Source organism: Microbispora sp. H10885 (assembly GCF_014161415.1).
In the GTDB taxonomy this organism is placed as follows: domain Bacteria; phylum Actinomycetota; class Actinomycetes; order Streptosporangiales; family Streptosporangiaceae; genus Microbispora; species Microbispora triticiradicis.
Genome location: NZ_JABBWY010000012.1, coordinates 81,794 through 98,929, shown reverse-complemented (window position 1 = coordinate 98,929; position 17,136 = coordinate 81,794). Strand labels below are relative to the sequence as shown.

Below are 17,136 nucleotides of genomic sequence, written 5' to 3'. Positions count from 1 at the left end.
CCGACCCGGTCCCCGACGGGCCGCCGCCGGGAGCGGCGGCGGCCTCCGCGGTCTCACGACCGCTCAGGGCGCCTCGTCGCCCTCCACGCGCATCACGCTGGCGACCGCCCGGACGGTGTTCAGTTCGCGCAGATCCTCGATCGTGCCGGACAGGGCCGCGTCGCTGGCCCGGTGGGTGACCAGCACGAGCCTGGCGTCGTCGCCCCGCCCCTCCTGCCGCACCGTCTGGATCGACACGTCGCGCCGGGCGAAGATGTCGGCCACCCGGGCGAGCACGCCGGGCTTGTCCGCCACGTCCAGCGACACGTGGTAGCGGGTGACGCTGTCGCCCATCGGGTGGACCTTGAGGTCGGCGTACGTCGACTCCTCGGGGCCGCGGGTGCCGGCGAGGCGGTTGCGGGCCACCGCGACGATGTCGCCCAGCACGGCGCTGGCGGTCGGCGCGCCGCCCGCGCCCGCCCCGTAGAACATCAGCCGCCCGGCCGACTCGGCCTCCACGAAGACGGCGTTGTACGCCTCCCGGACCCCGGCCAGGGGGTGGGACCTCGGGATCATGGCGGGGTGCACGCGGACGCCGGCCGACCGGCCGTCCTCGGAGCGGGCGCAGATGGCCAGCAGCTTGATGACGTACCCCATGCCCTTGGCGGAGGCGACGTCGGCCGCGGTGATGTCCGTGATGCCCTCACGGTAGACGTCGGCCGCCGTCACCCGGCTGTGGAAGGCGATGCCGGCGAGGATCGCGGCCTTGGCCGCGGCGTCGAAGCCCTCGACGTCCGCCGTCGGGTCCGCCTCGGCGTACCCCAGCGCCTGGGCCTCCTCCAGGGCGTCGGTGAACGAGGCGCCGGTGGAGTCCATCTTGTCGAGGATGTAGTTGGTCGTGCCGTTGACGATGCCCAGCACCCGGCGCACCCGGTCACCGGCCATCGACTCGCGCAGCGGCCGCAGCAGCGGGATGGCCCCGGCCACGCTCGCCTCGAAGTACAGGTCGGCGCCGTTCTCCCGGGCGGCCCGGTGGATCGTCGCGCCGTCCTCGGCCAGCAGCGCCTTGTTGGCGCTGACCACCGACTTGCCCCGCGCCATGGCGGCGAGGATCAGCGAGCGGGCGGGCTCGATGCCGCCGATCACCTCGACCACGATGTCGACGTCGTCACGGGTGACGAGGGCCTCGGCGTCGGTCGTGAGCAGCGCGGGGTCGACGTCGGCGTCCCGCTTGCGCCCCAGCCTGCGCACGGCGACGCCGGCCAGCCTCAGCGGCGCTCCGACGCGGGCGGCGAGGTCGTCGGCCTGCTCGCCGAGCAGGCGTACGACCTGCGACCCGACGACGCCGCAGCCCAGCAGCGCGACCCCGAGCGCCGGTTTGGCGTTACTCACGACCCCTCCTCGCTCCGCCGCCGGACCGCCGGCGGCGGCTGGTCACAGCTGCCCCCTGAGCAGGTCGTCCTCGGTCTCCCGGCGGATGATCACCCGCGCCTGGCCGTTGGACACCGCGACGACGGCGGGCTTGGGCAGATAGTTGTAGTTGCTGGCCAGGGACCGGCAGTAGGCGCCGGTGCCGGCGACGGCGATCAGGTCGCCGGGGGCCAGGTCGCCCGGCAGGTGCAGGTCGCGCACGACCATGTCGCCGCTCTCGCAGTGCTTGCCGACCAGGCGCGACAGCATCGGCGCCGCCTGGCTCTCGCGGGAGGCGAGCACCGCCGTGTACTCCGCGCCGTACAGCGCGGTGCGGACGTTGTCGCTCATGCCGCCGTCGACGCTCACGTAGGTGCGCAGGCCCTCCACGTTCTTGACGGTACCGGCCTCGTACAGGGTCACGCCGGAAAGGCCCGCGATCGAACGGCCCGGCTCGACCGTGAGGCGCGGCACCGGAAGCCCGGCCGCCTCGCAGACCTTGGTGACGATCTCCCGCAGGCCGTCCGCGATGACCTTGACGTCCAGGGACTCGTCACCCGTGACGTACGGGATGCCGTATCCGCCGCCGAGGTCCAGCTCGGGGAGCACGACGCCGTGCTCCTCCTTGATGTCGACCAGCAGGGTGGCGAGACGGCGGGCGGCGACCTCGAAGCCGCCGACGTCGGTGATCTGCGAGCCGATGTGCGAGTGCAGGCCGACCAGTTCGAGCTGCGGGAGCGCGAGGATGCGGCGCACCGCCTCCGCGGCGGCGCCGCCGCTCAGCGACAGGCCGAACTTCTGGTCGTCGTGGGCGGTCGCGATGAACTCGTGGGTGTGCGCCTCGACCCCGACGGTCACCCGGATCATGACCTTGGGCCGTACGCCGTGCTTCTCGGCGAGGAAGCCGAGACGGGCGATCTCCTCGTACGAGTCGACCACGATGTGGCCGACGCCGGTCTGGACGGCCCGCTCCAGCTCCGCGAGCGACTTGTTGTTGCCGTGCAGGGTGATCCGCTCGGGCGGGAAGCCCACGCTGAGCGCGACGGCGAGCTCGCCCGCGCTGCACACGTCGAGGCCGAGCCCCTCCTGGTCGATCCAGCGGGCGACCTCCCGGCACAGGAACGCCTTGGCCGCGTAGTGGACCTCTCCGTCGTGGAAGGCCGACCGGTACTCGCGGCAGCGGGAGCGGAAGTCCTCCTCGTCGACGACGTACAGCGGTGTGCCGAACTCCTTCGCCAGGTCGCGTACGTCGATGCCGCCGATGGTGACGGCTCCGCCGGTGCGGCCCGACGTTCGCGGCCAGATGGCCGGTTCGAGCGCGTTGAGGTCGGCGGGCGTGTGCGGCGGACGCTCCTCGGGCGGTCCGGCGGTCACGGCGACGATCGAGGAGGCGGCGTGCAGGTCGCCGGCTGGGTGGGCGAATCGACTCACCCGCACGAGGCTAGCCGACCCGGCGATTCTCCCGCGCCCACTGCTCACCCTGCGAGACAACGTGTGGAAGATATTCTGGATCCCAGGTCATCATACGTACTGTTTCCGGCTGTCTTCTGGTTTTGCTCACATTTTGCAGCCCTAGATTTGGCGGGGCGGGGTGAGGCCGAGTTCCCGCAGGCCCGTGGCGAGCACCGCGCGCACCGCGTCCCCCATCCGCACCCGCGCGGCGTGGACGTCCGACGGCTCCTCGTCGCCCCGGGGGATCGGCGAGGCGTGCTCGAAGGCGTCGTGGTAGGCCGCGGCCAGCCGTTCGAGATACGCCGGCCAGCCCGGATCACGGCTCTCCCGCCTGCTCGGCAGCTCCGCCAGGACCCGCAGCACCGCCCGGTCGTACGGGCCGGTCAGCCGTCCAGGCCGCACGCCGGCCCCGGTCGCGACGCCGAGATCGCGCGCCCAGCGCCGTACGGCCTCCGCCCGCGCGTACGCGTACCTGACGGCGAAGCCGGGGTTGTCCCACGTGCGGGGGAAGTCCGGCCACGGCCCCGCGCCGTCCGCCGGGCAGGACGGGGCCGTCTCCACGGGTTCGGTGGACGGGACGTCGTCGAGCACGTCTTCCGGTCCGGTGACAGCGATGACGAGGAAGCCGTTCGGCCGGACGTCCACCCGCCCGACCCCCGGGACGGCCCGGAGCCGTCCGGCCAACCGCTCCGCCGTCTCCTTCGTGGGCGCGCCGCTCCCCCGCAGCGCCGCCGCCGAGGCGAACGTCGCCTCCCGTTCCCACGACCCCTGGGGCACGGGCGGCGAGCCGAGGACGGCGGCCAGCGCCCTGACGATCATTCGCCGGCCTCCACGGGCGGCGTCCGGCGCCCGTGGTCTCGTTCGGCATGGCCGGCGGTGGTCATCGCGGCCAGCCTAACGCCGGAGCCGGGGGCGGTCAGAGCAGGAGGGCGAGGGGCTCGGCCGGGACGTACCCCTCCAGGCGCGCCGAGGAGAGCAGCGCGCCCTCCGCCGAGTCGCGGACGCAGACGTAGGAGTAGCGGTCGGCCGAGTAGACCCGCACCCCGTCCGTGCGGCACTGCCGCATCAGGACCTCGCCCCACTCCTCCGAGACGTCGGCGAGACCGAGGTCGGTGAGGGTCTGGCGGCGGGCCAGGACGGTGCCCCCGGCGACCTCCGGCAGGAACCGGTGCTCGGCCCCCGGCTGGCGGAGCAGCGTGGCCCCGGTTCCGGGCAGGTGCGCGTAGAAGGACGCCTTTCCCAGCACCTCGGCGTCGGTGGAGGCGAAGTGCCTGACGAGGTCGGCCAGGTAGTGCTCGCCGTACAGGTCCCTGGGGTCGAGCACCGCCACGTGGTCGCCGTCGGCCAGCCGGACGGCGCGGTCGAGGGCGGCGCCCCGGGTGATCGGCTCCTCGGTGACGCGGACCACGACGTCGAGGCCGGGGCACGCCTGGCGGACGGTCTTGTCCACCAGCCCGGCGTCCAGGCCCTCCGCGACGATCACGAGCTGGCCGGGCCGGTCGATCTGGCGGGAAACCTGGGCGAGCAGGTGGTCGAGCTCGGCCTGACCGGCGACCGCGGCGATCGCCGTGATCACGCCGCTGCCCCGCACGCTGGGCACGCCCAGCGTGTCGAGGATCGGGTCGAGCAGCGGCGTCACGCCGGCGCCGGCCCGCCAGGCCAGATGGGCCTCCCTGGCCAGCCGTTCGGCGTCCGCCATGAACATCTCGGCCGCCGCGACGATCTCCTCGCCCTTGGCCCCGGCCCGCACCTGGAGCACCGGGGTGCCGCAGGCCGTGACCTCTCCTATCGTCCTCGGCTCGGCGTCGGCGCCCGCGATCACCAGGGCCGGCTGCCGGTAGGCCGTCAGCACGTCGTCGTACGGCGTGTCGTCGTCGCCCTGACCGGCCAGCGGCCTCCAGGCGGCCGATCCGTCGCCGGGAGGGGTGACGGTGCCGAGGGTGACGATCTCCCCCGTACGGCCGCCCTCCGCCGGGATGGGGTTGTGCACCCGGGGCTGGATCGCGTGCGGGAGCACGCCGATCCGGTCGTGCCGCAGCGCCGAGCGCCACTCGCGGGCCCGGGCCTCGGTGGTGGTCAGCACCCACTCGAAGTGCTCGGCCGCCGGGACCCCCCGCGACACCGCGCCTCCGGAGTGCCAGAAGACCGTCTTGATCCCGCGCTTGCGGCAGGCCGCCACCAGGTCGCGCAGCGCCCGCGTCTCCCCGGCCAGCGCCTCCAGCCAGCGTCCGCCGTTCCCCTGGCGCGGGCCGGGCCGTACGGACTCGACGAACAGCACGTGCGGCCGCTGCTGGTCGAGCATGGCCTCCCAGTTGTCCGGGCCGAAGTTGGTCACCAGCCGCCACTCGTACCGCAGCAGGGCCTCGGTCTGCCGGTCGACGATCGCGGCGACCGTCATGTACGGCCGCGCCGTCGGGCCCTTGGGCACGACGAAGTGCTCGGCGAGCGGCGCGGAGACCTGCGGGGGCTTCGGCTGGGGCGCGGCCGGAATGGCCTTCGCCTCGTCGACGACGGGGATCTCCGGCTTGAAGTCCGAGCGCCTGGGCGCCGGGCGCTTCCTGGTCGGCGCCTTCAGCGTCTTGGCCACCGAACCGGGGTTCTTGCTGTGGATCGCGTCGCCGAGCTTGCTCCACCGGCTGTCCTGGAGCGAGGCGAGCTTCCAGTTGGCCACCTCGGTCTGGTAGCGCTGCTCGGCGAGTTGCTTGGCGAGCTGCCGGTTCTGCCGCTCCGCCGTCTTGAGCCGCGCCTCGGCCTCGCGCGTCTTCGTCACGGCCTCGGCCTCCGCGCGCGCCACCTCCTCCAGCCGCCGCTGGTAGTCGGCGATCAGCCGGGTGAGCTCCGCCGCTCCGGCCGCCCGCTCCACCGCCTCCGCCAGCGCCCGCCGCAGCGCCGCCGGGTCGCTCCGCTCAGGCTGTCCGGCTGCCGATTCGCTCAGCTCGCTCATAAGGGGTGACTCCGCGGTAGGCCATCAGGACGCAAGTCACAATATTCGCAGAACCCCCTGATCATTCTCAGCCGGAGGCGACGCCTCGTCCCTCGGCGAATCATCGTGACCGGCGACCGGCCGACCACATCCCCCGCGACCACTCCGCCAGCGAACCCACACTCGCCGGCACCACGCGCCAACAAAGAAGAATCTTGAGCCGCTTCACCAGCCGAGAGACACGACACTTGCATCACTTATAACGTTCATGTTATGAAGTGGGGAGAGGTGGAACTGGAGCTCGAGGTCGACGAGTGGTTCGACTCGCTCAGCCAGGACGACCAGGAGACCGCCGTCTTCTATGTCGATCTGCTGGCCGAGCGGGGCGTGCTTCTCGACGAGCCGTACACCCGGCAGCTGTGCGGCAAGCTCAGAGAACTCCGATTCCACCTCTCCCGAGACGCGGTTCGCGTCACCTATTGGATCGCTCCGGGAAGGCGCATCATTTTGCTCACGGTCTTCCGTAAGCAGCGGATGCGAGAGACCGCCGAGATCGAGCGAGCTGTGCGCGCCATGCGGCGTTGTATCGCGGAAGCTCACACAGCAGACGAGGAGTGATCGATATGGGTGAGCGCACGGCATGGTCGGACAAGCGCGCCGAGATTATGGATCGCCCCGGTGCCGGAGCCGCCTACGAGGCGGCTCGCCTCCGCTTCGAACTCGGCGACGCGGTGCGGCGACGTCGCGAGGAACTCGGCCTGACACAGACGGAGCTGGCAGATCGGGCAGGCCTCAAACAACCCGCGGTCGCCCGCTTCGAGGCCGGTGGCACCATGCCGACCATTCCCATGCTGGAACGCCTCGCCGAGGCACTCGAGGTACGGCTCAGCGTGCAGTTCCAGCCTTTTCGAAAGGCAAGTTGACCGGCACCACCAGGGCCGCGTCGCCTCTGCGCCGGAACACAGGCCCTCCTGTTCCGCCCACGTATGCGCGCCGGGCCGGTCAGCGCCCTATGGCTGCCCCGACCGCCGATCGGTGATCCCTGGGCATTCGTGCCTTCGGCGGCCGGGAGGTCCGTAGACTCGGCTGCGGTTCAAGGGAGGGCAAACCGTGCGCAAGGGTGAGTGGCCGCGATTCCAGGCCAGGCCGTACGTCTGCGGGGCCGTCGGCCCCTACGAGCAGGCCAGGCTCGACCTGCTGGCGCGCTCGGGGCCCGCCGTCCAGGCCGCGCACACCGCGCCGGAGGCCGCGCTGCTCGCCTCCGCCCCCCTGGCGCCGTACGCGTCGGGTCCCGAGGCGACGGCGTACGCCTGGGAGGGCCGGCGGCCGGAGGCCGCGCCGGGCGCGAACGCGTGGCTGCGGGTCGCGGAGACGTACGAGGCTCCGGGGCTGGTGGACGGCCCGGAGACGGTGGTCCTGCACACCGGCGGGCTGGGCCTGATCGACGTCTACTACCTCTCCGACGGGGACGCGGTCTACTTCTCCTCGCTCATCGAGCCGCTCCTCGCGCTGGCCCGGCGGCCGTACGAGGTGAACTGGGACGCGTGGGCGGCGATCCTGCGGCTGACCTACCCGCTGCTGGAGGACACGCCGTACCGCCAGATCCGGCGCCTGCCGGGCGCGACCGCGCTGACCTGGTCGCGGCGGGAGCGCACGCTGCGCGTCGACCGGCGCACGCCGCGCTGGGTGCGGGAGGAGCCGGTCGACCGCGGCGTGACGGCCGGCGACCTGGTCACGTTGCTGCACGACGCGCTCGCGCCGTACGAGCGGGTGCTGGTGCCGGTGAGCGGCGGGTACGACTCGCGGCTGCTGGCCAGCGTCGCGATGGCGCGGAAGATGGACGTCGAGTCGTGGACCACCAGCCCCGACGACGGCCTCGACCACGACATCGACTTCGCCCGCTACATCACCCGTGAGCTCGGCATCCCCCATCGAATCGTCCCGCAGTACCCGGAGAGGTACCCCGACGAGGCGCTGTGGGCGGCCCGCCGCCTGGAGTACCTCACCAGCCACCACGCCTGGTACTCCCCCTTCGCCAGGGAGGTGCACGCGGCGGGCCGGGCGCTGGTGGACGGCCTCGCGGGCGGCCCGCTGATGAAGAACTTCCTGATCACGGCGGACGCCGTCGGCGCGGGGACGGGCGCGTCCCGCCGCGCGGCGCTGCTGAAGGCGCTGGCGACCGGCGACGCCCACATCCCCGTGCTGGGCGAGCAGGCCGCCGCGTGGATGGACGACCGGGTGGGCGCGGCCTTCACGCGGGCGACCTCGATGCTGCACGGCCACCGGGCCGAGCTGCCGCTGAGCGTGCTCCACACCCGGACCGTGCGGGGCATCGCCCGCTCCCCGGTCAACCTCGTCGGCCCCGAGGCCACCCCGGTCTTCCCGTTCCTGCACCCGGAGTTCTTCGACGCGGCGCTGTCGGTGCCGGTCGCGGCGAAGGAGGGCGGGAAGTTCTACCGGGAGGTCCTGCGGGCCGCCAACCCCCGGGTGGCCGCGCTGCCGTCCACGAACACACCGCTGCTGCCCAACCGCCGGGTGCCGCTGCGCTCGAACGGTCCGGCCGCCCGCGAGTGGAACCACAGAATGCTGGTCAAAGCCACGGAAATCCCGGGCCTGATGTCGCCCCAGATGCTGGAGGCGGTCGCCGCCGGACCGGACGCGCTGACCGCCTTCGGCTCGTGGAACTCGCGGTTCTGGCTGCGGGCGCTGGTGGCGTTCGGGGCGTGGCTCACCGACTACGAAGACCTGCTCGGCGACCTCACCCCGCCCTGGAGCCTCCGCCCCGCGGCCGCCGTACCCACCCCGTCGTAGAAGCTCACCCCTATAGGGGTTACGGCCCCGCACAGTTCGGATACGCGGGTTGTGATCGCCGTACGTGATCACCTGTAAGCAGGTAAAAACCGCATGTTAGGGGGGTGTCAGGCTTTCCAGTCAGGCCTATACCGATGGTACTTTTGGCCAAATAGAGCCAAACAACACGGCGTGAGCTTCAAAGCTCGGGTGTGACCTGACCACGCGCCCCTTCTTTCCTCAAGCGAGAACCGAATGAACGCTGCTGCGCCCTGCCCTGACCCGGTTCCCGGGTCGTCCGGCGATCTCCCGGAGATCACCGACTTCGCCTCGCAGGACCCCCGCTGGTACAAGCGCGCGGTCTTCTACGAGGTACTCGTACGCGGCTTCAAGGACTCCAACGGCGACGGCACCGGCGACCTGCGCGGGCTGACCGAGAAGCTCGACTACCTCTCCTGGCTGGGCGTCGACTGCCTCTGGCTGCTGCCGCTCTACCAGTCCCCGCTCAGGGACGGCGGATACGACATCGCCGACTACCTCAAGATCCTTCCGGAGTTCGGCGACCTCGGCGACTTCGTGAAGCTGATCGAGGCGGCCCACGAGCGGGGCCTGCGGGTCATCACCGACCTCGTCATGAACCACACCAGCGACCAGCACCCGTGGTTTCAGGCGTCCCGCACCGACCCCGACGGCCCGTACGGCGACTTCTACGTGTGGTCGGACGACCCCACGAAGTACTCCGGCGTCCCCATCGTCTTCGTGGGCACCGAGGAGTCGAACTGGACGTACGACCCCGTGCGCAAGCAGTACTACTGGCACCGGTTCTTCCACCACCAGCCTGACCTGAACTACGACAACCCGGACGTCCAGGCGGCGATGATGGAGGTCATCCGCTTCTGGCTCGACCTCGGCGTCGACGGGTTCCGGCTGGACGCGGTGCCGTACCTGTTCGAGCGCGAGGGCACCTCCTGCGCCGGGCTGCCCGAGACGCACGCCTACCTCAGGAGCATCCGCGCCGAGGTGGACCGGATCTACCCCGACCGGGTGCTGCTGGCCGAGGCCAACGGCTGGCCGGAGGACGTGGTCGAGTACTTCGGCGACCCCACCCGGGGCGGCGACGAGTGCCACATGGCCTTCCACTTCCCGCTGATGCCGCGGATCTTCATGGCCGTGCGCCGGCAGAGCCGCGAGCCGATCTCCGAGATCATGTCGCGGACCCCCAAGCTTCCGGAGAGCGCCCAGTGGGGCATCTTCCTCCGCAACCACGACGAGCTGACGCTCGAAACCGTGACGGAGGAGGAGCGCGACTACATGCACGCCGAGTACGCCAAGGATCCGCGCATGCGCGCGTACCTGGGCATCCGGCGGCGTCTGGCCCCCCTGCTGGACAACGACAGGGACCAGATCGAGCTGTTCACCGCGCTGCTGCTCAGCATGCCGGGCTCGCCGGTCATGTACTACGGCGACGAGATCGGCATGGGCGACAACATCTGGCTGGAGGACCGCGACGCGGTCCGCACGCCGATGCAGTGGACCCCCGACCGTAACGCCGGGTTCTCCGAGGCCGACCCCGGACGGCTGTACCTGCCCGTGGTCATGGACCCGGTGTACGGCTACCAGGCGGTCAACGTGGAGGCCCAGATCAAGAGCGAGTCGTCGCTCCTCCACTTCACCCGGCGGATGCTGCAGATCCGGCGCGAGCACCCGATCTTCGGCACCGGCGCCTACACCGAGCTGTGGTCGCCGAACCCGAGCGTGCTCGCCTTCCTGCGGGAGGAGGGCGACGACGTGGTCCTGTGCGTCAACAACCTGTCGCGCTTCGCCCAGCCGGTCGAGCTCGACATGCGGCGTTTCGCGGGGGTCACCCCGGTGGAGTGCCGCGGCGGGGTCGCCTTCCCCACGATCGGCGACCTGCCCTACCTGCTCACGCTGCCGGGGTACGGCTTCTACTGGCTGTCGCTGCGCCGGGCCCCGGGCGACCACGCCCCGGACGCCTGAGCCGTACGCTCAGCGGGCGGTGACGGGCACCTGGGCCCGCGCCGCCCGGCGGGCGGGGATCAGGGCCACCAGCGACGCGGCGCCGATCGCGATCAGGAGGGCGGCGGCGAGCATCCCGGGCGTCGGCGCGCGGCCGATGCCCGCCCCGACGCCGCTGCCCCGGCCCTCCAGGTCGATCAGCGCCCGCGACCAGAACGCCCCGCCGCGGCCCCGGCCACGACCCCCACCGCGGCCGGCAAACCGGCGGCGGTGACCAGGGTGGCCGTGACCTGGCGGGGGGTGAGGCCCATGGCCTTGAGCACCGCCAGGTCGAGAAGGTGGTCGCGCAGGCCGAGGGCGCTGGCCGTGAGCAGGTTGGCCAGCCCGATCAGGGCCAGCACGACGACCAGCGCGACGATGATCACCCGGACGACCGCCAGCCGCTCGGCCGGGTTCACCGCCCGGGAGACCTCCAGCCCCTGCTCCTGCAGGCGTGCGCGCACCTGCGCCGCGTCGGCGCCCGGCCGCAGCACCAGGGCGTAGAACCCGGGCGGCAGCGCGTCCTTCGCCGCCAGGCTGTCCAGCCCGAACGACAGCACCTCGCCGTCCTGCTCGGGCTCGATCACCCGGCCCACGATCCGCACGATCAGCGGCGTGCCGCCGATCGTCATCCGGACCCGGTCGCCGACCCGCACACCGAGCAGGTCGAGCAGTCCCTGCCCGGCCACCGCCTCGCCCCGGTCGGCGAACATGCGGCCCTCCACGACCGGGAAGGGGTACGGGTCGGAGGAGAGGCCGAGGGCCCGGGTCCGCACGGTCCTCGTCTGCCAGGGCACGAGCGCGTCGAGTTCTGCCCCCGGATACGCCGCGACCACGTCCGGGTCGGCCATCACCCGCTGCCGGGCCTCCTCCGCGGTCATGTCGCCCGGCCGGATGCTCAGCGCCGCGGCCTGTCCCACCCTCTCCGGGTGGCGGCCGAAGTCGTCCAGCGTCGCCCAGCAGCCGAGCCCGATGGTGATCAGCATCATCGGCAGGGCCACCCCGCAGGCTGTGAGCGCGGCGGGCGTCCTGCGGGTGAAGGCGTCCCTGGCGCCGAGGACGAGCGCGGGCGGCAGCCGTACGAGCAGGGCGACCCTGGCCAGCCGGGACAGGCGCCCGCGCGGCGGCGCGGCGGGGGCGGCCGGGAGCGGCGGGACGCGCCCGCCTCGCCAGGCCGGGACCAGGACCGCCACCAGCACCGCCAGCGCCGTCCCCGCGACGATCGCCGCGAGGGGCCCGGCCGACAGCGGCACCGCGACCGTCTCCCCCATCGCGTACGCCGTGACCAGCCGGGCTGCGAGCACGCCGAGGGCGATGCCGAGCAGCCCCAGCGTGCCGTGCTCGGCGAGGAGCATCCGGACGACCTGGCCCCGGGTGAACCCGAGCGACTTGAGCGTGGCGATGTCGCGTGACTGGGTCAGCACCCGGCCGCCGGCGGCGTTGGCAAGCGCGAGCGCGGCGGCGACCAGGCCGGCGGCGCCGAACAGCGCGAGCAGCAGGCCGAGCAGCCGGTCGTCCAGCTCCATGGAGGCGCGCACCTCGCGCCAGGTCGTCACCCGCTGCACCTGGTTGCGCAGCGTGAAGACCGCCCGCTGGACGACGAGGTCGGTGTCGGCGGGATCGGCCAGCCGCAGCCCGGTCACGGCCTCCGTACGGCCGGGCGCGGGCTCCACGACGTCGAGGGTCTGGCCGAGCGTCCAGGCCAGGCCGGGGGTCCACTCGGGGTAGAAGCCCTGGTCGCCGCTCTCGGCCAGCCCGGCGACGGTCAGCCGGTGGGTCGCGCCGTTCAGGCCGGTGACGGTGAACGGGCTGCCGGGCCGCAGGCCGAGGGCGCGGGCGAACGACCGCTCGACGACCACGCCGTCCGGGCTGCGCGCGTCGAGCCAGCGGCCCTCGCGCGGCAGCGGGCGCGCCACGGAGGTGAAGGCGGCCGGGGTCTCCCGCAGGGTGATCGGCACCCGCCGCCCGCCGGTGGCGAGCGTGGCGGGCGCGCTGCGGTACGGCCCGGCCACGTCGGTCACGCCGGGCAGCTCGCGCAGGGCGGACACGTCGGGGACGTCCTTGCTGTGGATCCAGATGTGCGCGCCGTGGCCGCGCTCGAACAGGCCCCGCCAGGGGTTGGTGCCGCCCTCCAGCAGCGTGGCCGCGACGATCAGGGCGGTGACGATGCCCGCGACCGCGAGCACCGTGAGCGCCGCCTGGCCGCGGCGGGCCCGCAGGTCCGCCCGGATCCAGCGCAGCTCCGCGCTCCTCGGCACGGTCAGGTCACCCCTTCGCGGTCGTCTCGTGGCTGCTCGGAGCGCATCCGGTTCAGCTCCGGAGTTCGACGACGTCCCCGGCCCCGCCGGGCGGCCGCCGGCGCACGCGGGGGATGGCGCCGTCGTCGACGATCTGGCCGTCGAGCAGGCTGACGACGCGGTCGGCCATGCTCGCGACGCGCGCGTCATGGGTGACCAGCACGATCGTCTGCCCCTGGCGGTGCACGCGCCCGAGCAGGCGCAGCACGTCGCGGGTGTTGCGGCTGTCGAGGTTGCCCGTGGGCTCGTCCGCGAGCAGCAGCCGGGGCTGGTTGGCGAGCGCGCGGGCCAGCGCCACCCGCTGCTGCTCGCCCCCGCTGAGCTGCGCGGGCGCGGCGTCCGCCCGGTCGGCCAGGCCCAGCTCGCCGAGGAGGTACTCGCGCCGCTCGCGGGCGTGCCGGGGCGAGGCGCCGCCGAGCAGCGCGGGAAGCTCGACGTTGTCGGCCACGGTCATGTTGCCGACGAGGTTGAAGAACTGGAAGACGAACCCGATCTGCTCCCGGCGCAGCACCGCCCAGCCGCTCTCCGACAGCGTGTCCGCCCGCCTGCCGTCCAGCCAGATCTCGCCGCTGGTCCGCGTGTCCAGGCCGCCGATCATGTGGATCAGGGTGGACTTGCCCGATCCGGACGGCCCGGTGACCGCGACGAACTCCCCCGCCTCCACCGTCAGGTCGACCCCGCGTACGGCCGGCACGGGCAGCCCGCCGGTCTGGTAAATCTTGACCAGGTTGACCACCCGGACGACGGGTGTGTCCGACATACCGCCCACCCTAACCGCGTCGCGCCGCCGCCTCGCCCGCGTCGCGCCGCACCGGATCGTGATTGGGCGCGCCCGGCCGCGGGATCACTGCAGCTCCTCCTGGCAGCGCTCCAGCCAGTCGAGGTCGGCCTGCAGGTGGAGCATGGCGCCCTCGATGAGCAGGAGGGCCGCGCGGTTGGCCGGATCGGTCCGCTCGGCCAGTTCGGCCAGCTCGCCCAGGTCTCGCATGAGCGAAAGGTAGTGCCGGCGCTGCCGGTTCACCAGGGCCATGCGGTCGGCCAGTCCCGTCAGCGGGGCGAGCACGAGCTTCATGAAGAACTCGTCGCGTACCCGGGGGCCCTCGGTGGGCTCGTCCACCCAGGTCTCCAGCGCCTCCCGCCCGGCCGCGGTGATGTAGTAGACCTTCTTGTTCGGCCGGTTGGCCTGCTCCACGTCGACCGCGCGGACGTACCCGTCCTTCTCCAGCCGGCCCAGCGTCACGTAGATCTGGCCGATGTTGGGCGAGGGATAGGCGATGCCGAAAATCGTCTCAAGTGCCTGTTTGAGCTCGTACCCATGGGCAGGTTCCTTCGCCAGGAGCGCCAGCAGCGCCTGCCGCACGCGCCCACCCCCAGACCGTCAGCAGTTACCGGAGCGTTACCCGCCCATCCGTTGACGGTCACATTATCGCTATGCATAACATGCATGCACCTACCTAACACGTATGTAACCGTTTTTTCACGCGGAGGCCATATGGTTCGCCGAGCCGTCGCCGTCCTGGCCGCCTTCCTGGTGGCCGGATGCGCGGGGCTCACGGACACCGGAGCCGGCCCCACGACCGGCACCGGCGGCACCGGGCCGATCACCCTCGCGATCGGCCGCGACACCACCGCCTACCTCCGCCCGCTGCTGGACCGGTGGAACCAGGGCCACCCGGACGAGCGGGTCACGCTGCTCGAACTGCCCGAGGCGTCCGACGAGCAGCGCGCCCAGATGGTGGCGAACCTGCAGGCCCGCAACGACGTGTACGACGTGCTCGCGCTCGACGTGATGTGGACCGCCGAGTTCGCCGACGCCGGGTGGATCGTGCCCCTCGACCGCAGCCTGTTCCCCCTCGACAAACTGCTCGGAGGGGTCGCGGACACCGCGATCCACCGCGACCGGCTGTGGGCGGCGCCGTACACGAGCAACGCCGGGTTGCTCTACTACCGGTCCGACATCCTGAAGAAGGAGCACCTCAAGCCGCCCAGGACCTGGGCGGAGCTGCGCGACCAGGCCAGGCGCCTGGGCGCGAAGTATCACATCGGGGGGTACGCCGGGCAGTTCCTGCCGTACGAGGGGCTGACCGTCAACTTCGCCGAGGCCGTCCAGTCGGCGGGCGGGTCCATCCTCAGCCCGGACGCCCGCACGGTCACGATGGACCTCGGCAGCGCGCGGGCCGCGCTCGGCTTCCTGGTCGGCGGCGTCAAGGAGGGGTGGATCCCCCGCGAGGCGCTGACGTACAAGGAGGAGGAGTCGCGGCTCGCCTTCCAGGAGGGGCGGCTGCTGTTCGCCCGCAACTGGCCCCACGCGTACGGACCGGCCACCCACTCCCCGCTCGCCGGGAAGTTCGCGGTCACCCGCCTGCCCGGCCTGAACGGGCCCGGGTCCAGCTCGCTCGGCGGCTACAACCTCGCCGTCAGCGCGTTCTCCAAGCGGCAGAAGTCGGCCCTCGACTTCATCCGCTACTTCACCGGCCGGGACAACGAACGGCTCGTCCTCACCGAGGGGTCGTTCCCCCCGGTCTGGGCGGACCTGTACGACGACCCGGAGCTCATCAGGCGGTTCCCCTACCTGCCCGTGCTCAAGGAGGCCATCCTCTCGGCGCGGCCCAGGCCGGTCACCGCCGGTTACAACCAGGTCAGCCTGGTCATCTCCAGCGCCGTGTCCGGCGCTCTCGCACTCGCCAAACCCGTAGACGAGACCGTCGCCGACCTGAAACAGGGGCTCGGCGAGGTCATCCAGCCCGGAGGATAGATATGCGGAAACTTCCCCCCATCATGGTCGCGTGCCTCGCTCTCGCCGCCGCCGCGGCGTGCGGCAGCGACTCCGGCGGCGACACCGGCTCCGGCAGCGCGCCGGCGGCCTCGGGCGCCCCCTCGGCCGCCGGAGGCGACAAGCCCCTGGCGGGAGAGAAGATCGAGATCGCCGCGAAGTGGACCGGTGACGAGCAGGCCAACTTCGAGAAGGTGCTGAAGGCGTTCGAGGAGAAGACCGGCGCCACCGTCACCTACGCCTCCACCGGCGAGGACACCGGCGCCTACCTCGGCCCCCGCATCGAGGGCGGCAACCCTCCGGACGTCGCGATCCTGCCCCAGCCGGGCCTGGTGCAGCAGTACGCCGACGAGAACGCGCTGAAGCCGCTGAGCCCCGAGGTGCAGGCGCAGATCGACCAGAACTACACGCCGTACTGGAAGGATCTCGGCTCGGCCAAGGGCCAGGTCTACGGCGTGCTCGTCAAGGCGGCGCACAAGTCGCTCATCTGGTACCGCCAGGGCGCCTTCGACGACGCCGGGGCGCAGCCCGCGTCCACCTGGGACGACCTCATCAAGAACGCGCAGACGCTGAGCGACTCGGGCGTCGCGCCGTTCGCCCTGTGCGCGGCCTCCGGCTGGACGCTCACCGACCTGTTCGAGAACGTCTACCTCTCCTCCGCCGGCCCGGAGAACTACGACAAGCTGGCCAAGCACGAGATCCCGTGGACCGACGCCTCGGTCAAGACGGCCCTGGAGAAGATGGCGCAGATCTTCGGCAAGAAGGAGTTCATGCTCGGCGGCTCGTCCGGCGCGCTGCAGACCGACTTCCCGACCTGCGTCACCCAGGTGTACGGCCAGAAGAAGGCCGCGATGGTCATCGAGGCCGACTTCGTCGCCGCCTCCGTCGGGCAGTCGGGCGCGAAGGTCGGCGAGGACGCCAAGATCATGCCGTTCCCCAAGGCGGGCGACACCGCACCCGTCGTCCTCGGCGGCGACGTCGGTGTGGCGATGAAGGACACCAAGGGCGCGATGGCGCTGCTCGAGTTCCTGGCCAGCAAGGAGGGCGGCGAGGTCTGGGCCAAGCAGCCCGGTTACCTCTCCCCCAACCGCAACGTCTCCCCCGACAACTACCCCGACGACCTCACCAAGCAGCTCGCCCAGACGATCATCTCGGCCGGTGAGTCGGTGCGGTACGACATGTCCGACCTCGCCCCCAGCGCCTTCGGCGGCACCGACGGCAAGGGCGAGTGGAAGGACCTGCAGGACTTCCTCCGCAACCCCTCCGACGTGAAGGGCGCGCAGGAGAAGCTCGAGGCCGACGCCGCCAAGGCCTTCAAGAAGTAGAGGGGGGACGGCCGTGACCGAACGGTTGGACGGCCCGCAGGCCTCCGGCGGCGACGACTCCGCCGCCGGGGCCTCCTCCGGACCGCACGACACCCCCGCGGAGTCCGTCCAGGGCTCCGCCGACCCGGCCCCGGCGGAGCCGTCCGCGCGCCTGGGGACGGCCGAGGCCGC

General features: G+C 72.3%; 13 protein-coding genes. 6 read left to right on the top strand and 7 right to left on the bottom strand.

Annotation, left to right across the window (positions count from 1 at the left end):
- Positions 1-63: 63 nt before the first annotated feature.
- The 4 genes from HHX37_RS29035 to HHX37_RS29020 form a co-directional block, all read right to left on the bottom strand.
- The gene (locus HHX37_RS29035; RefSeq protein ID WP_182887511.1) at positions 64-1,371 is read right to left on the bottom strand and encodes a homoserine dehydrogenase; all 1,308 of its coding nucleotides are present in this window, start codon (positions 1,369-1,371) and stop codon (positions 64-66) included.
- A 42-nt stretch (positions 1,372-1,413) separates the two neighbouring features.
- On the bottom strand, positions 1,414-2,820 hold the full coding sequence (gene lysA / locus HHX37_RS29030) for a diaminopimelate decarboxylase (RefSeq protein ID WP_182882702.1): 1,407 nt from the start codon (positions 2,818-2,820) through the stop codon (positions 1,414-1,416).
- Between the two features lie 141 nt (positions 2,821-2,961).
- Positions 2,962-3,660 carry a DALR anticodon-binding domain-containing protein gene (locus HHX37_RS29025; protein WP_182887510.1) on the bottom strand — a complete coding sequence of 233 codons (699 nt, stop codon included), beginning with the start codon at positions 3,658-3,660 and terminating at the stop codon, positions 2,962-2,964.
- Positions 3,661-3,757: 97 nt separating this feature from the next.
- Complete coding sequence (locus HHX37_RS29020; RefSeq protein WP_182887509.1) at positions 3,758-5,785, bottom strand: glycosyltransferase family A protein; 2,028 nt, start codon at positions 5,783-5,785, stop codon at positions 3,758-3,760.
- A gap of 252 nt (positions 5,786-6,037) precedes the next feature.
- On the opposite strand from HHX37_RS29020, the gene HHX37_RS29015 reads away from it, so the two are divergent.
- From HHX37_RS29015 to treS, 4 genes are all read left to right on the top strand, one after another.
- On the top strand, positions 6,038-6,382 hold the full coding sequence (locus tag HHX37_RS29015; RefSeq protein WP_182887508.1) for a type II toxin-antitoxin system RelE/ParE family toxin: 345 nt from the start codon (positions 6,038-6,040) through the stop codon (positions 6,380-6,382).
- A gap of 5 nt (positions 6,383-6,387) precedes the next feature.
- Positions 6,388-6,687 carry a helix-turn-helix domain-containing protein gene (locus HHX37_RS29010; protein WP_182887507.1) on the top strand — a complete coding sequence of 100 codons (300 nt, stop codon included), beginning with the start codon at positions 6,388-6,390 and terminating at the stop codon, positions 6,685-6,687.
- A 187-nt stretch (positions 6,688-6,874) separates the two neighbouring features.
- Positions 6,875-8,575 carry an asparagine synthetase B family protein gene (locus HHX37_RS29005; RefSeq protein ID WP_182887506.1) on the top strand — a complete coding sequence of 567 codons (1,701 nt, stop codon included), beginning with the start codon at positions 6,875-6,877 and terminating at the stop codon, positions 8,573-8,575.
- 234 nt (positions 8,576-8,809) lie between these two features.
- Entirely contained in the window at positions 8,810-10,552 is a 1,743-nt protein-coding gene (gene treS, locus HHX37_RS29000) for a maltose alpha-D-glucosyltransferase (protein ID WP_117408989.1), read from the top strand.
- Between the two features lie 176 nt (positions 10,553-10,728).
- Here the strand turns inward: treS and HHX37_RS28995 are convergent, their stop codons facing one another.
- The 3 genes from HHX37_RS28995 to HHX37_RS28985 all read right to left on the bottom strand — a co-directional run bounded on the left by HHX37_RS28995 (position 10,729) and on the right by HHX37_RS28985 (position 14,227).
- Positions 10,729-12,828, bottom strand: a complete 2,100-nt coding sequence (locus HHX37_RS28995; RefSeq protein ID WP_259406854.1) for an FtsX-like permease family protein — start codon at positions 12,826-12,828, stop codon at positions 10,729-10,731.
- 52 nt (positions 12,829-12,880) lie between these two features.
- Positions 12,881-13,627, bottom strand: coding sequence for an ABC transporter ATP-binding protein (locus HHX37_RS28990; protein WP_117410234.1), 747 nt, complete (start codon positions 13,625-13,627; stop codon positions 12,881-12,883).
- A gap of 84 nt (positions 13,628-13,711) precedes the next feature.
- The gene (locus HHX37_RS28985; protein ID WP_138462220.1) at positions 13,712-14,227 is read right to left on the bottom strand and encodes a PadR family transcriptional regulator; all 516 of its coding nucleotides are present in this window, start codon (positions 14,225-14,227) and stop codon (positions 13,712-13,714) included.
- Between the two features lie 132 nt (positions 14,228-14,359).
- Here HHX37_RS28985 and HHX37_RS28980 point away from each other — a divergent pair, with 132 nt between their 5' ends.
- Complete coding sequence (locus HHX37_RS28980) at positions 14,360-15,622, top strand: ABC transporter substrate-binding protein (protein ID WP_117410236.1); 1,263 nt, start codon at positions 14,360-14,362, stop codon at positions 15,620-15,622.
- Positions 15,623-15,624: 2 nt separating this feature from the next.
- On the top strand, positions 15,625-16,965 hold the full coding sequence (locus tag HHX37_RS28975; RefSeq protein ID WP_182887505.1) for an ABC transporter substrate-binding protein: 1,341 nt from the start codon (positions 15,625-15,627) through the stop codon (positions 16,963-16,965).
- Positions 16,966-17,136: the final 171 nt, after the last annotated feature.

Coding starts and splice junctions, on each gene's coding strand:
- HHX37_RS29010 (WP_182887507.1), top strand. CDS start 6,388: ATGGGTGAGCGCACGGCATGGTCGGACAAGCGCGCCGAGATTATGGAT.
- HHX37_RS28990 (WP_117410234.1), bottom strand. CDS start 13,627: ATGTCGGACACACCCGTCGTCCGGGTGGTCAACCTGGTCAAGATTTAC.
- HHX37_RS29020 (WP_182887509.1), bottom strand. CDS start 5,785: ATGAGCGAGCTGAGCGAATCGGCAGCCGGACAGCCTGAGCGGAGCGAC.
- HHX37_RS29025 (WP_182887510.1), bottom strand. CDS start 3,660: ATGATCGTCAGGGCGCTGGCCGCCGTCCTCGGCTCGCCGCCCGTGCCC.
- HHX37_RS29015 (WP_182887508.1), top strand. CDS start 6,038: ATGAAGTGGGGAGAGGTGGAACTGGAGCTCGAGGTCGACGAGTGGTTC.
- HHX37_RS28975 (WP_182887505.1), top strand. CDS start 15,625: ATGCGGAAACTTCCCCCCATCATGGTCGCGTGCCTCGCTCTCGCCGCC.
- HHX37_RS28980 (WP_117410236.1), top strand. CDS start 14,360: ATGGTTCGCCGAGCCGTCGCCGTCCTGGCCGCCTTCCTGGTGGCCGGA.
- treS (WP_117408989.1), top strand. CDS start 8,810: ATGAACGCTGCTGCGCCCTGCCCTGACCCGGTTCCCGGGTCGTCCGGC.